Raw genomic sequence first — 13,749 nt, forward strand, 5'->3', positions numbered from 1 at the left:
CCGCTTTGGCGGGAATTTTTATTCATTTAAACTAAGCTTAGTAAACTTGTGATGGAAGATTTGTTGTTACAGTGTCATAGCTCGTTTGCGGTTTTAGTGGATTAAAAAACTTTAAAGGACTGCACATAAAGCTTGATTCTTTAATTTTAAATAATGGGCAGCTAAGCGTTGGGTCAAGATTAAGTTGCTTATTAAGTGAATACACTAATTTAGCCAAATAGTCATTGCTAGCAATGCCTCTTTTGTAATTAGGTAATCTTGATTGAAAATAATCTTTTAAATTTTGGGCAGAACAGTTACTAAGTAAATCATTTTCTCCGTTGAACAATTTAAGTAATACTTCAATTTCGAAGATATAAGCATTGTTTTCTGTATTAGGTATACCAGCAGCCACATTAAATGCATGACCGACCTCATGAATAATAGTGCCAATGATATCTAAATCTGACTGCTTCAACAGAGTAGGTTTAATAGCAATAGTTTGATTAAGAACCCAGTTTGGATGCTTATTACTCAATTGACGATAAGTGAATTGATTAATAAAGATAGCAGGATTTGTGGACGTTCCTAGAAAATCGCATGGAGGTTTTAATACATCTAGGATAAGGTCGGGTATTTCAGCACTTATACCATTGTCAAGTCCCCATTTACCCATTAGCTGACAGTCTATTATAAGCTGCTTGATATCATCGACTGTAATCATGTTAAACCCCTTCGTAATATAATCATTACGTTTATAAATTAACAAAAATGACCAATTTATTTCAGTGTGTAATGAGTATTCTTCATGTACATTCATTAGTCAATACTATTTGTTAATTTTTGTTAGAGATTTAATAGACCTATTAATGTTTAAAATGCCTGGTACCTGTAAAAATCATACTAATGTTTGCGGCGTTGGCAGCAGCAATGATTTGCTCATCACGAATAGAGCCGCCCGGCTGAATAACAGCTGTAATACCTGCATCAGCCACTAATTCAATGCTATCAGGGAAGGGGAAAAAAGCATCAGATGCCATAACGGCGCCTTGGCACGAAAAGCCTGCTTGCTCCGCCTGCCATAACGCAATACGTGTGCTCATAACTCGACTGGTTTGACCTGCGCCTATGCCAATGGTTGCTAAATTTTTGGCAAGTACAATAGCATTTGATTTAACGTATTTAACGGCTTGCCACGCAAATAATAAATCTTGTTTCTGCTGCTCTGTAGGATTTTTTTCAGTAACGATAGTGAATTTATTAATATCAATAGGAAAATTATCATGTTCTTGCACTAGAAAGCCGCCATCAACATGCCGCATATCCAGTTTAAATTGCTCACTTGCCAGCAAGCCGCCGGTTTCAAGAACACGCACATTAGGTTTATTAATAAGTACTTTTTTTGCAGCATCGCTAATCGTAGGTGCAATAATCACTTCAGCAAATTGAGTAGCTAGTAAGAACTTGGCTGTTTCTTCTTCTAAACATTGATTAAAGGCTAAAATACCGCCATAGCTTGACACAGGATCGCATTGATAGGCTCGTTGATAAGCGTGTAATTGGTTATCTGCTAATGCAATACCGCAAGGATTGCCATGTTTTACAATAACACAGGCTGAGGTAGCTGTTGAAAAAGCCCGCACACAATCTAAGGCTGCATCAGCGTCTAATAAATTATTATAAGATAAGGCTTTGCCTTGAATAACCTGAGCCAGTGCTAGCGAACCTGGTGCTACATTTCTATCCGCATAGAAAGTAGCTTGTTGATGAGGATTTTCACCATAGCGAAGATCATATTGCTTATTGAATTGGCAAGTTAATACGGATGGGAAACCACTGGGCTTTTTCTTATCATCTAAAGCATTTAAATAATTAGCAATGGCAGAATCATAGCCCGCCGTATGAGCAAATGCTTTTTTAGCAAGATTAAAACGCCAATCATTAGGTACTTTTTTTAAGGCTAAATAATCGGTAAGTTGTTGATAATCATTCGGCGTAACAATGACCGTAACGTGCTCATAATTCTTAGCGGCCGCCCTAATCATCGCAGGACCACCAATATCAATGTTTTCAATTGCTGTTGAAAATTTACAATCAGGCTTACTGATGACCTGCTCAAAAGGGTAGAGGTTAACAATTAGAATATCAAACGGTTTAATTGCATGTTCTTCTAAGGTTTGTTGATCAGGCTTGCCACGAGCCAATAAACCTGCGTGAATAGCTGGATGTAGTGTTTTGACTCGTCCATCTAATATTTCAGGGAAATGGGTACAATCACTGACTTCTGTAACAGGTAGCTTTGCTTGACGCAGTAAAGCAGCTGTATTTCCGGTTGCTACTAATTCAATGCTATGCTCATAAAGGGTGGTAGCTAATTTAATTAATCCATTTTTATTTGAAACACTCAATAAAGCTCTTTTCGGGCTAAAAGGGAGCATAGGTATTCTCCGTATGACTTATTTATTTTTGCGATGAGTAAATACAAGTAATGACCAATCTTCTAATGTCTCTGTTTGTTGATGAATAAAGTCATCCTGATACATGTCAATTAAACTGACTGTTTGTTCATTTAAAATCCCTGAAATGACTAGCATGCCTTGATCGCGAATGAGTTGTTTGAACTGAGCTTTCAACGCTAATAAGGGGGTTAATAAGATATTAGCAATCAGTATGTCGGCGCTACCAGTTAGCTCATCAGGGGAGGTAATCGACAATTGCTCATCAGCTAGGTTATTAACTTCAGCATTAGCTTTTGTTGCTTGTAAGGCTTGTGGGTCAATATCCACTGCTTGTACTTGATTTGCACCTAATTTTAACGCAGCCAAAGCTAAAATTCCTGAGCCACAACCATAATCGATGACTATTTTATTCGCTAAATCGGCTCTAGCAAGCCAGGTTAAACAAAGTTGTGTGGTTGGATGAGTGCCGGTGCCAAAAGCAAGCCCTGGATCAAGAATTAAATTGATTGCTTCAGGCTTAGGCGGGGTAATCCAGGAAGGGCAAACCCATAAACGCTCACCAAATTGTTGCGGTTTAAAATTGTCCATCCAGGCGCGTTCCCAATTTTGCTCAGGTAACAAGGTAACGCGCGCATGAAAGTGAGGAAATAATTGATTTATGTGCTGCAAGGCTTCATCAGCTACTTTTTCTTCAGAGTACAGGGCCTTAAGTGTTATTTCAGGCCATAGTGGCGTTGCGCCTGGTAAGGGCTCAAGCACTGGGTCATCATTTTTATCACTTAACGTAATAGATACAGCGCCGCTTTCTTCAAGGATGGCGCTTAAGTTATCTACTTCATTAGGAAGGCAGACATCAATTTCTAGTTGATACCACACGACTTATGCTTCCTTTAACATCGATTCTAGATAATGAATATTTGTTCCGCCCTGTACAAAGGCAGGATTGCGCATAATACGTTGATGTAATTCAATGTTTGTTTTAATCCCCTCGATGATAATTTCATCCAAGGCATTGCGCATTCTATTGATGGCTTCTTGGCGTGTCTTACCATAGCTAATTAATTTACCAATCATCGAATCATAATTAGGGGGCACAGTGTAACTGCTGTAGATATGTGAATCAAAGCGAATACCTGGACCGCCTGGCTGATGCAGCAGTCGAATCGTTCCGGGAGAGGGCATGAATGTTTTAGGATCCTCAGCATTGATCCGGCATTCGATGGCATGTCCGCTTAATTGAATCGCGTCTTGTTTTAACGTAAATGGCAGTTCACTGGCAATTTTAATTTGCTCTTTAATCAAATCAATACCCGTAATCAATTCCGTGACTGGGTGTTCAACCTGAATACGCGTATTCATTTCTATGAAATAAAAGCAGCCGTCTTGATATAGAAATTCAAAGGTGCCTGCGCCGCGGTATTTTAATTCTGAACAGGCTTTGACTACTCGTGCGCCAATTTCTTGACGTAATTCTTGGCTAATTCCTGGGGCTGGTGCTTCCTCTACGACTTTTTGATGCCTTCTTTGCATTGAGCAATCACGCTCGCCTAAATGGATGGCACGGCCTTTACCATCGCCTAAAACTTGAAATTCGATATGGCGTGGGTTTTCTAGGAATTTTTCCATATAAACCATTGGATTATTAAAGGCAGCTTTTGCCTCGCTACGGGTTAAAGCAATGGCATTTAATAAATTTGATTCAGTATGAACAACCCGCATACCACGACCACCGCCACCACCGGCTGCTTTAATAATAATAGGATAGCCAATGTTTTTTGCTAATTTTAAATTTTCCTGGTCATCTTCTGGCAAAGGGCCATCTGACCCTGGCACGCAAGGAACACCTGCTTGTTTCATCGCAGCAATAGCAGATACTTTATCGCCCATTAACCGAATTGTATCACTGCGTGGGCCAATAAAAGTAAAGCCACTTTGCTCAACAATATCAGCAAAGTCAGCGTTTTCTGATAAAAAGCCATAGCCAGGATGAATAGCAACAGCATCTGTTATTTCAGCAGCAGAAATAATCGCTGGGATATTTAAATAGCTTTTTTGAGAGCTGGCAGGGCCAATGCAAACCGTTTCGTCAGCAAGGCGTACGTGTAATAAATCTTTATCAACACTAGAATGCACGGCAACTGTCTGAATACCAAGTTCTTTACAAGCGCGTAAAATACGCAAAGCAATTTCACCGCGATTAGCAATCACAATTTTGTTAAGCATGCGCGACTTCCTTACTCAATAATAAATAACACTTGGTCATATTCAACAGGATCGCCATTGTTAACACAAATTTCCATGATTTTGCCCGATCTATCGGCTTCAATCTCATTAAACATTTTCATTGCTTCTACAATACATAACGTGTCACCAGCTTTTACTGTCTGTCCAACAGCGACAAAGGGAGCGGCATCAGGTGATGGTGAAGTATACATGGTTCCGACCATAGGTGAGCGAATTTGATGGCCATGCACTGGTTTTTCAGCCGGTTTAACATCAGCTGGTGTTTCGGCTTGTGGCATTGATGGCGCTTGTTGCACTTGTGGTTGTAGCGCTGGTGCAGCATAACGTGGTTGTGCTATTTCAGGGTGATAACTATATCGGCTTAATCGTACTGATTCCTCGCCTTCTTTAATTTCTATCTCCGAAATGCCAGTTTCTTCAAGCAATTCAATAAGTTTTTTGATTTTGCGGATATCCATCGATAATAGCTCTCTTAATTAATGCTTCACATTTTATGGGATAACGTTCGTTTAGCGACATACAAATTCTTTTATAACCTTTATGTCGAACTCATGTTAATTAAACCCTTCTAAAATGGCTTGTAAGGCCAGTAAATAACCTTTAGTACCACATCCTGTTATGACCCCTTGCGCAACATCAGACAGGTAAGAATAATGTCTAAATGGCTCACGCGCGTAAATATTAGAGATGTGCACCTCAAAAAAAGGAATTGCTACTGCGATTAACGCATCACGAAGAGCAATGCTGGTATGGGTAAAGGCCGCTGGATTGATAATTATATAATTAATGCCAGCATCAGCGGCTTGATGGATAGCATCAATTAAAGCCGCTTCGCTGTTACTCTGAAAGCAACTTAAATCCCAGCCCTGATCTGCTGCTTGTTTGCGCAACCGAGTATTAATATTTGCTAAACTTTCCGAACCATATATAGTGGGTTCGCGGGTACCTAATCGATTTAAATTAGGCCCATGTAAAACTAAAATTTTCTTCATTTTGGTTGAAATAAACAAAGTTGTTGCGATTCTGCCTGAAGTTAAGATTAATGTCTAGAACTTCGATGATATCGGCATGATCTCTGCAGTTTGTGGCCATGTTTGTAAAAGATAAATTTATATTCCGCAAAAAATTCTATTTTGTAAAGATTAGAAGCTAATTTTAAGGGGTTGATTTAGGCCATCTATAGAACAAGATTAATAGCTTAATAGACAGGCCTAAATAAGGATTTTTATCGATATTCTTTTTAAAATTGATGAAATTAACCTTAAAAAGAGGTTGATTGGCTAGGGTTTCCACTCGCTTGAGCCTGAGATAGGGCTAACAGGTTCAAGTGGGACAAGAAGCCATAAAATGACATACAACAAGAGTGCTGAACCACCAACCAGAAAGAAGAGAACAAAGATAAGCCTAATCCACAACGGATCTAAATTAAAATAGGCAGCTAAACCACCACAAACACCAGCAATTTTCTTGTCAGTGCGTGATCGATATAATTTTTTATAAGGTTTTTGTAAGTCTGTCATCTGCGTTCCATTTAATCTACCTATTTATTATTTTAACATTTATTTTGCCTAATGCATGAATAATTATCAAATTTCTAATCGATTTTAATTCGGTTGGCTGATCATTTTTAACAAACGTTCTCTAACGCCGTACCAACTTTCTTCTTTAGGAGGTAATTCAACTAAGATAGTGGTGGCTGATGACATGTCCGCATGGCGAAGTTGATAATAAAGCTCGAAAGCCACTTGCTTGGGATTTTGTGGGAATTGATAGCATAAATTTTGATCGCTGTATGTTTGCTTGGTAAACGAAAAAACATACGCCTTAGGGTGGGCCTGAAGTAATGTTTGTAATTCATTGGTTGTTGTAAAACAATATAGTGGCTTATCGGGTTGATAATGGGTTAATAGTTTTCCGGGTACTTGAATGGAACTCGCTTCTTTTAAGGCGGCAATAGCAATCGTTGCTTGAATGGCTGCCTCATCAATAACCCCATGACGCAATAGTTGATAATGATTGGGATCAGTTGCTGCAACAATAGTAGATTCTATGCCGACCTCACAGCGACCGCCATCTAAAATAAGTAAGGGTTGCTCCCTAAAACTTTGTTGGACATGATTGGCCGTTGTAGGACTTATCTTTCCAAATGGGTTGGCAGAAGGCGCAACCAAAGGAAAATTTAATGCTGTTAACAGCGATTGCGCGATAGAATGACTAGGGCAACGAATGGCAACGGTATCTTGTCCGCCAGTTACTAAAGGATTTACTGTTTTAAGGTTACATTTTAAAACAAGAGTTAAAGGTCCTGGCCAGAAATTATCTATTAATTCTTGAGCATAATTAGGAATATCAGTAACCCACCTGCTTAAATCCCAGTCTTTAGCGACATGCATAATTAATGGGTGATTGAGAGGGCGGTTTTTTAGAGCAAAAATTTTTCGAATGGCCTCTTCATTTTCAGCATTACCTGCTAAGCCATAAACAGTTTCAGTAGGGATGGCAACTAAATTACCGGCTTTTAGCTGGGTAATTGCCTCATTAATATTAGTGGTGATAGTACTCATGAACAAATTATTGGCTAGTTAGATTCAAATACTTATAAATATGCCGCTTATTCTACTAAAAACTTACATGCTGCGTCTAAATATTTATTTTGTGGTTTGATTATCGTCTTAATTCTAGTAACAAAAAACTTATCTTACTATTTATTTTGAAAACTAGGCTGCAGATTTTAAATTTTAAAAAATTATGTTAGTTTGATGTTTACCTGTTAGAATTACGTCCATGAATTCGAGAGTAAGGCCAACCTCTTAGTCTTAAATTCTAAGATGCAATTAAAATAGGAAAAACTAATTGCTGTGATTACCAAGTTTGCTCATAACTAGGATGTTATCAGCCATTTATACAAAAAATTAGCTTATTTGCTGTACTTATATATTTGAGTAAAAGCTTAAGTGCAGCTAAGTCGCTTTAATTTTAAATGTAAGATAAGTTATGGACATACACAAATAATATTAACAACGGAAGCATCTAAATGAATGGATTTGCTTCATGTGTATTAGGTTAAGGAGTTAAGATTAATGCACTCAAATTTTTATTTATCCCCTCTTGCGGCTTGTTTAGCTTTTAGTATGATGTCCCCTGTGCAAGCAGCAGAACCAATCCCTTTAAATAAATCATCACTACCGGCTCTTCAGCAACAATTTCATCTTAATATGCCTGGGGTGAAACAAGCTAAGGGTTCTGTTACTGATTCATTGCAATTTATTAAGCAGCATACAGACAAAAATAATATTAGTCATATTCGTATGCAGCAACAATATGCAGGTTTTCCTGTGGTTGGTGGTTATGCCATTCTTCATAGTCCTCAAGCGGCGCAGACGTTTCTAGCTGCTCGTAATCAGGCTGATATAAAAATGAATGGGGTCGTTTATCATGGTTTACAAAAGGAATTAGGCCAGCCTTCTGCTGACTTTATTAAAAATGGTTCACTGGCGCTTCAGCAATTTAAGAGTCAGTTTGCTAATCATTCAGTAAGTGAAGAAACCGTAACCCCACTTGTTTATATTGATGAAAACCACAATGCGCACTGGGCTTATAAAGTAAGTGTTTTTGTTACTTATCAAGATAAAATTCCTGAAAGACCAACGGCTATCGTAGATGCAGTGACCTATAAACCTTTTGTACAGTGGAATAATGTAAAAACCCAAGTCTCGCCTGCAAAAGGACAAGGATACGGTGGTAATTCAAAAGTAGGTAAGTTTACCTATGGCACAGGGCTACCTTTACTTGAGTTAACTCGCGATGATGCCGCTTCCAAATGTTTTATGGAAAATACAGGCGTGCGTGTTGTTGACATGGAACATCGTTATTCTTCGAAAAATAACCCTATGTCGTTTAGTTGTAAAGTAGCTGATAAAGCAACTGATGCATTTTGGACTGGTTATCAATCGGATGGCTATGATAAAGAAAATGGGGCATTTTCTCCAACGAATGATGCCCTTTATGCAGGTTACGTTATTAACCATATGTATAAAGATTGGTATAACATCAATGCGCTTTCTAAATCTGATGGGTCTCCTATGCAGCTTGTTATGCGAGTGCACTATGGTGATGGTTATGAAAATGCTTATTGGGATGGTCGACAAATGACCTTCGGCGATGGTGAAGACATGATGTACCCACTTGTTTCACTAGGCGTAGGAGCTCATGAGATTAGCCATGGTTTTACTGAGCAGCATTCAGATTTACAGTATTACGGCCAATCAGGCGGTATGAATGAGGCTTTCTCTGATATGGCAGCACAAGCAGCAGAATTTTATTCTATTGGTAAGGCGAGCTGGCAAATCGGTGGTGAAATCATGAAAGAAAGTAGTGGCTATGACGCATTACGCTTTATGGATTTACCAAGTCGTGATGGTATGTCTATTGATACAGCCGATGAGTATTACGGCGGTCTAGATGTCCATTATTCAAGCGGTGTTTTCAATCGTTTATATTACTTAATAGCAAATCTCCCTGGCTGGGATGCTCGTAAAGCCTTTGATATTATGGTTAAAGCGAATATCGACTACTGGACACCTTATTCAACGTTTGATGAGGGTGGTTGTGGTGTATTGAGTGCTGCTAAAGATCTAGGGTTTGATCTCAATGGCGTCAAGCAGTCATTAGCAACAGTAACCATAGATTATGAATCATGTAATTAATTCATTTTCACTATAAAAGCTTACCAGGTGCTGTGCTACAGCACTTGGTTCTTCCATGTGTAGATGGTGTCCTCCTTCTACATGAAAAATAGTTAAATACTTAACTGCTGCAATTCTTGCTTGAATATCACTTTCGTTAAACAATGATCCGCGTTTAGCTAAAATAAGGCACGTTTTAGCCGTGTTTCCGCTAAGGCAGGATAAAACTTGGCCTTCTGTGAGCTGCAAGGGACTTGGATAAACCAAACGGCGGTCATGTCGCCAATAAAATTGACCATCAATTTCACTAACGCCACGATCACACAAAAGACGAACTAATTCTAATGATAAAAAGCCACGTTTGGCTCGTGCTTGCGCAGCCTGTTCTAGGGAGGAGTAAAATTTAGTTCGGTGTGGCTTTTTTTCGATAATAGTATGGATGTAATTGGCTAACTGATCACGGCAAGACTGTTCGCTTTTTGTAAAAGGCCCAAGCCCTTCAAGTAAAGCCACCGAAGCCGTACGTTTCGGTGCAACACCAGCTAGAATGCTTGCGAGGCACGCGCCTAGTGAGTGGCCTAGTAGGTGAATTTTGTCAATTTGCAGTGCATCAATAATATGAACTAAGGCAAAAACACCATCGATAAAATGATAATAGCTGCCTTCATTTAAATGAGAAGATTGGCCATGGCCAGGCAAGTCGATAGCAATCACACGGAAGTAGTTAGACAAGTAAGGTGCCAATAGGTCAAAGGAGTTAGCATTATCTAGCCAGCCATGAATAGCTAAAAGAGGCGGCAAATCTTTATTTCCCCATGATTTACCTGCAATAGTAAAACCAGGAATAGTTAATTTAAATTCTTCCATATCCATAGAATTGTTATGTGGTCTAGTTTATTTTGTAACAAAGGGTAGGTTTTTGCCAATAAACCTTTAATGATAACTGGAAGAGCTAGCCAAATAACTAGCTCTGACTTTTGCACTCACTTAAGACAATTAAACGACTGAGTTTTGTCGCGCTCGGCAAAGGTCTTTATTAACAGGAACCTCAAGAATTTTCTTATCATTTATCCAGTAGATGAAATTTACGTGAAAATCTTTACAAAATAATTCTTGAATTTGTTCGTCTTCACAAGCGTTTTGCTCAATCATGTCTTTATTACCTTCTTTAATCTGTAAGGCTTGATCAACATTAATGTTTTTAATTTGATAAGTAAATATGACGGTATCATCTTTTAAAAAGATATCATTTAGCTCAGTTTTACTATCAACCATGATAGGTAAACCTTCATTCAATCTTAACTCATCAAGGGAGTAAATGAGCCCGCTAAATAGCGTTGCACTAGCTAGACAGGTAATTTTTTTTAACCATGATTGCTTCATAGTACTCTCCTTATCGTATATCACAAATTTGTGTCTTTTATTTGTCTCAGTATATTTGACGTTTTTATCTAAACTAACATAATTGTTTATTTAACACAAATTATGTGACAAATTACTTCTTATATTTAGTGACAAATAATTATTAAACTGAGGCTAACTCTTAAAAATTCTCTTAAATTAACTGACTAAATTTGTGTGATAAGCTTTAAAAAGAAATTTTTAATGCTATGCTTAAGGTTCTAACTGGTTAACATAAATTTGATAGAAAGATAGTTTAATCGTTAGATTAAATCGTTTCTGGCAAATTCACATTATTTAAGGTTAATTGTTATGAAACAACCGCGACAAAGTGTGTCGCTGGTAACTTATAATATTCATAAAGGTTTTGGGGTTGGCAAACTGCGATTTTTGCTACCTGAGATGCGCTATGCGTTATCTAAATTAAATCCTGATTTTGTATTTCTGCAGGAAGTTCAGGGTTTTCACCAGCGGCAAGCTCAAAGGATTCAAATTTGGCCTGATTTACCTCAGTTTGAATATATCGCTGAGAACGATTGGCCACACTATCTTTATGCAAAAAATGCTATTTACCAAGCAGGCCATCATGGCAATGCTATTTTAAGCAAATATCCGTTTGTGAGTTTTGAAAATATTAATCTATCCCGTCAAAATCGTGCTTCTCGCAGTATTTTGCATGGGCAAATAAAATTGGATAATGATCAAGTATTACATTTATTGTGTGTACATTTAGGTTTATTTAAAGCAGAACGGGCTTCTCAATATCGCGCTGTGATTAAACGTATTACCGAAGTGATACCTGATAATGAGCCCTTATTAATGGCAGGTGATTTTAATGATTGGCGTATGCATTTATCCGAGCCTTTAGCCGAAGAATTAGGTATTTACGAAGCGTTTCAACGATTGGAAGGGCAGCATGCCCGCTCATTTCCAGCTCTTAAGCCAACATTATGTATTGACCGCATTTATTTTCGTGGCTTAAACGTTGAAAAAGCTCAATGCTTTAGTGGCAAACCTTGGCGAACACTCTCTGATCACTTACCATTATTTGCAAAATTTAGTTTATAACACGGGCAGTTAGATTAAGCTAATTTCTAAGTGACATAAAAAGATAATTTCTATCTTTTTATGTCAATTTTTGCATTAAGAATTAAATGCTATTCCATGCTAGGCTCATACTCGCCAAAGCAAGCTAAGCTATTTAAACGAGCGCGTTTAAGAAGGGCTGCTTGCGCTTGTTCAATATTAGCAGGATTTCCTTGCCAAAGTTTTAAGCAATCTTCTTGTAAAGCGCGACCATAAGAAAAGCTTAGATTCCAAGGTTGATAATCGATTCTGTTAATGGCATTTAAATTAGCAGTAGCTTGTTCTGAGGTCTGACCGCCTGATAAGAAATTAATGCTAGGTACTGCCGCTGGCACGGTATTACGAAACACACTAATAGTGTACTCAGCAATGTCTTCAGGGCTGCTAAAAGGCTTTGTTTCCTTACCATTGGTAACCATGCTGGGTTTTAAAATAATATTTTCTAATTCAACTTGATAAATAAATAAGGCCTTAAACACTTCATGAAGTACTATTTCAGAGACTTCTGCGCACATATCAATGCTATGATTGCCATCAATAAGCACTTCAGGCTCAACAATAGGAACGATTCCTACGGATTGGCAGCAAATAGCATAACGAGCTAAATTTTCAGCGCCTGCTTTTATGGCTGCTAAGCTTGGGGTGTTTTCAGTAATAGAATAAACGTTACGCCATTTTGCAAAACGAGCGCCTAATTTCTTAAAGTGGAGTAAGCGTTCTTCCAGACCATCTAGGCCTTGTGTCACTTTTTCATTATTGGTATTAGGAAGATTAATTAAGCCTTTATCCACTTTAATTCCAGGGACTATTCCTTTTTGGCTAAATAATTCTGCAATGGAGGTACCTTGTTCATCTTGGTGTTGGAAAGTTTCTTCAAATAAAATCACGCCGCTAATATATTGTTCTAAGTCAGGCGTTGTTGCGAGCAGCAGGCGATAATTGCGTCGATTATCTTCACTATTTTCTACATTAATGCTAGCAAAGCGCTTACCAATAGTACCATTGCTTTCATCCGCAGCTAAGATTCCTTTACCTTCTTGCGTTAATTGCTCTATGGTGTCTGCTAATTCTTCATAATACATTTTAATTAACACTCCTCATCTTCATTAGATAGTAACTATTTGCTCGCTATTTTGTATTGGCGGAAATATACTTTTCGCGAATGATTTGTTGCATTGCAAAATCACGCTTTTTTAACTCTTCAAAGCATTCATCAATCATACCTGGATTGCCACATAAATAAACAACATCTTCAGCAGGGTTAAGCGCTATTTCAGGAAAAGCATGTTGAATGTAGCCTCTAAACTGGTTTGGTTGTAAATTTAGATTATCAGCGCGACTTAATTGTACTCTAAAAGTCACTTGTTGTGGATAAGCCATAGCAAAGGCTAAAAATTCTTCCTCATAAAGCGCATCTTCTGGCTTTTGCACGCCCAACATAATTAATACATTTAAGCTTGGATTTTCTGTAAGCCTTTTTTTAAGCTCTGTAATCATGGCGCGGTAAGGCGTTATGCCAGTGCTGGTTGCCGCTAAAACATAGCGTTTGGGTAGCTCATCTTTCAAAACTAAGCGGCCAAAAGGGCCATTAATATTAATACTGTCGCCTGGAGCTAAGTTAAATAATAAATCAGTTCCTGGGCCGCCTTCTACGTAACCTGCAGCAAATTCAATAAGATTATCTTGGCTTGGTACATTAGCTATACTATAACTACGTCTAAGTAATTTGCCATTTGACTCAAAATGAATGGTAATGAATTGGCCTGGTATATAATTAAAAGGCGGTATCTTATCTGCTTTAAAGATAAAATGTTTTACATTAGGTGAGAGCATAAATGCTTCTACCAGGGTAATTGGGAATAAATTTGCTTGCATAGTTTTACTTTTTTAGAAAA

At 38.0% G+C, this 13,749-nt stretch carries 14 protein-coding genes; 2 read left to right on the forward strand and 12 right to left on the reverse strand.

What is annotated here, in order from left to right:
* Positions 1-37 precede the first annotated feature (37 nt).
* From DYE47_RS02710 to DYE47_RS02745, 8 genes are all read right to left on the reverse strand, one after another.
* Positions 38-703, reverse strand: coding sequence for a hypothetical protein (locus DYE47_RS02710; RefSeq protein WP_115301791.1), 666 nt, complete (start codon positions 701-703; stop codon positions 38-40).
* Between the two features lie 142 nt (positions 704-845).
* On the reverse strand, positions 846-2,417 hold the full coding sequence (gene purH / locus DYE47_RS02715) for a bifunctional phosphoribosylaminoimidazolecarboxamide formyltransferase/IMP cyclohydrolase (protein WP_115301792.1): 1,572 nt from the start codon (positions 2,415-2,417) through the stop codon (positions 846-848).
* Positions 2,418-2,435: 18 nt separating this feature from the next.
* Entirely contained in the window at positions 2,436-3,314 is an 879-nt protein-coding gene (gene prmA, locus DYE47_RS02720) for a 50S ribosomal protein L11 methyltransferase (protein WP_115301793.1), read from the reverse strand.
* A 3-nt stretch (positions 3,315-3,317) separates the two neighbouring features.
* Positions 3,318-4,661, reverse strand: a complete 1,344-nt coding sequence (gene accC / locus DYE47_RS02725; RefSeq protein ID WP_115301794.1) for an acetyl-CoA carboxylase biotin carboxylase subunit — start codon at positions 4,659-4,661, stop codon at positions 3,318-3,320.
* An 11-nt stretch (positions 4,662-4,672) separates the two neighbouring features.
* Positions 4,673-5,140, reverse strand: coding sequence for an acetyl-CoA carboxylase biotin carboxyl carrier protein (accB, locus tag DYE47_RS02730; RefSeq protein ID WP_115301795.1), 468 nt, complete (start codon positions 5,138-5,140; stop codon positions 4,673-4,675).
* A 96-nt stretch (positions 5,141-5,236) separates the two neighbouring features.
* The gene (gene aroQ / locus DYE47_RS02735; RefSeq protein ID WP_115301796.1) at positions 5,237-5,674 is read right to left on the reverse strand and encodes a type II 3-dehydroquinate dehydratase; all 438 of its coding nucleotides are present in this window, start codon (positions 5,672-5,674) and stop codon (positions 5,237-5,239) included.
* 288 nt (positions 5,675-5,962) lie between these two features.
* Positions 5,963-6,202 carry a PspC domain-containing protein gene (locus tag DYE47_RS02740; protein ID WP_115301797.1) on the reverse strand — a complete coding sequence of 80 codons (240 nt, stop codon included), beginning with the start codon at positions 6,200-6,202 and terminating at the stop codon, positions 5,963-5,965.
* Positions 6,203-6,286: 84 nt separating this feature from the next.
* Positions 6,287-7,246 carry an L-threonylcarbamoyladenylate synthase gene (locus DYE47_RS02745; RefSeq protein WP_115301798.1) on the reverse strand — a complete coding sequence of 320 codons (960 nt, stop codon included), beginning with the start codon at positions 7,244-7,246 and terminating at the stop codon, positions 6,287-6,289.
* 516 nt (positions 7,247-7,762) lie between these two features.
* On the opposite strand from DYE47_RS02745, the gene proA reads away from it, so the two are divergent.
* A complete protein-coding gene (gene proA, locus DYE47_RS02750; RefSeq protein ID WP_115301799.1) occupies positions 7,763-9,388 on the forward strand; it encodes a zinc metalloprotease ProA in 1,626 nt (541 codons plus the stop codon).
* On the opposite strand, the gene DYE47_RS02755 is transcribed toward proA, so the two are convergent.
* Together DYE47_RS02755 and DYE47_RS02760 are read right to left on the reverse strand one after the other, a co-directional pair.
* Positions 9,377-10,234: an alpha/beta fold hydrolase gene (locus tag DYE47_RS02755; RefSeq protein WP_115303991.1), complete on the reverse strand. Its 858-nt coding sequence runs from the start codon at positions 10,232-10,234 to the stop codon at positions 9,377-9,379. The genes proA and DYE47_RS02755 overlap by 12 nt on opposite strands.
* A 129-nt stretch (positions 10,235-10,363) precedes the next feature.
* Positions 10,364-10,750: a hypothetical protein gene (locus DYE47_RS02760; RefSeq protein WP_115301800.1), complete on the reverse strand. Its 387-nt coding sequence runs from the start codon at positions 10,748-10,750 to the stop codon at positions 10,364-10,366.
* A gap of 330 nt (positions 10,751-11,080) precedes the next feature.
* Between DYE47_RS02760 and DYE47_RS02765 the strand changes: the two genes are divergently transcribed.
* Positions 11,081-11,836 carry an endonuclease/exonuclease/phosphatase family protein gene (locus tag DYE47_RS02765; protein WP_115301801.1) on the forward strand — a complete coding sequence of 252 codons (756 nt, stop codon included), beginning with the start codon at positions 11,081-11,083 and terminating at the stop codon, positions 11,834-11,836.
* Between the two features lie 89 nt (positions 11,837-11,925).
* On the opposite strand, the gene DYE47_RS02770 is transcribed toward DYE47_RS02765, so the two are convergent.
* Together DYE47_RS02770 and DYE47_RS02775 are read right to left on the reverse strand one after the other, a co-directional pair.
* A complete protein-coding gene (locus tag DYE47_RS02770; RefSeq protein WP_115301802.1) occupies positions 11,926-12,936 on the reverse strand; it encodes a class I fructose-bisphosphate aldolase in 1,011 nt (336 codons plus the stop codon).
* Between the two features lie 46 nt (positions 12,937-12,982).
* Complete coding sequence (locus tag DYE47_RS02775; RefSeq protein ID WP_115301803.1) at positions 12,983-13,729, reverse strand: FAD-binding oxidoreductase; 747 nt, start codon at positions 13,727-13,729, stop codon at positions 12,983-12,985.
* Between the last annotated feature and the right edge of the window lie 20 nt (positions 13,730-13,749).

Origin of the sequence: Legionella beliardensis (assembly GCF_900452395.1) — a bacterium.
Lineage (GTDB): Bacteria > Pseudomonadota > Gammaproteobacteria > Legionellales > Legionellaceae > Legionella_C > Legionella_C beliardensis.

Coding starts and splice junctions, on each gene's coding strand:
- DYE47_RS02745 (WP_115301798.1), bottom strand. CDS start 7,246: ATGAGTACTATCACCACTAATATTAATGAGGCAATTACCCAGCTAAAA.
- DYE47_RS02775 (WP_115301803.1), bottom strand. CDS start 13,729: ATGCAAGCAAATTTATTCCCAATTACCCTGGTAGAAGCATTTATGCTC.
- proA (WP_115301799.1), top strand. CDS start 7,763: ATGCACTCAAATTTTTATTTATCCCCTCTTGCGGCTTGTTTAGCTTTT.
- accB (WP_115301795.1), bottom strand. CDS start 5,140: ATGGATATCCGCAAAATCAAAAAACTTATTGAATTGCTTGAAGAAACT.
- accC (WP_115301794.1), bottom strand. CDS start 4,661: ATGCTTAACAAAATTGTGATTGCTAATCGCGGTGAAATTGCTTTGCGT.
- DYE47_RS02765 (WP_115301801.1), top strand. CDS start 11,081: ATGAAACAACCGCGACAAAGTGTGTCGCTGGTAACTTATAATATTCAT.
- DYE47_RS02740 (WP_115301797.1), bottom strand. CDS start 6,202: ATGACAGACTTACAAAAACCTTATAAAAAATTATATCGATCACGCACT.
- DYE47_RS02755 (WP_115303991.1), bottom strand. CDS start 10,234: ATGGAAGAATTTAAATTAACTATTCCTGGTTTTACTATTGCAGGTAAA.
- aroQ (WP_115301796.1), bottom strand. CDS start 5,674: ATGAAGAAAATTTTAGTTTTACATGGGCCTAATTTAAATCGATTAGGT.
- DYE47_RS02770 (WP_115301802.1), bottom strand. CDS start 12,936: ATGTATTATGAAGAATTAGCAGACACCATAGAGCAATTAACGCAAGAA.
- DYE47_RS02760 (WP_115301800.1), bottom strand. CDS start 10,750: ATGAAGCAATCATGGTTAAAAAAAATTACCTGTCTAGCTAGTGCAACG.
- DYE47_RS02710 (WP_115301791.1), bottom strand. CDS start 703: ATGATTACAGTCGATGATATCAAGCAGCTTATAATAGACTGTCAGCTA.
- purH (WP_115301792.1), bottom strand. CDS start 2,417: ATGCTCCCTTTTAGCCCGAAAAGAGCTTTATTGAGTGTTTCAAATAAA.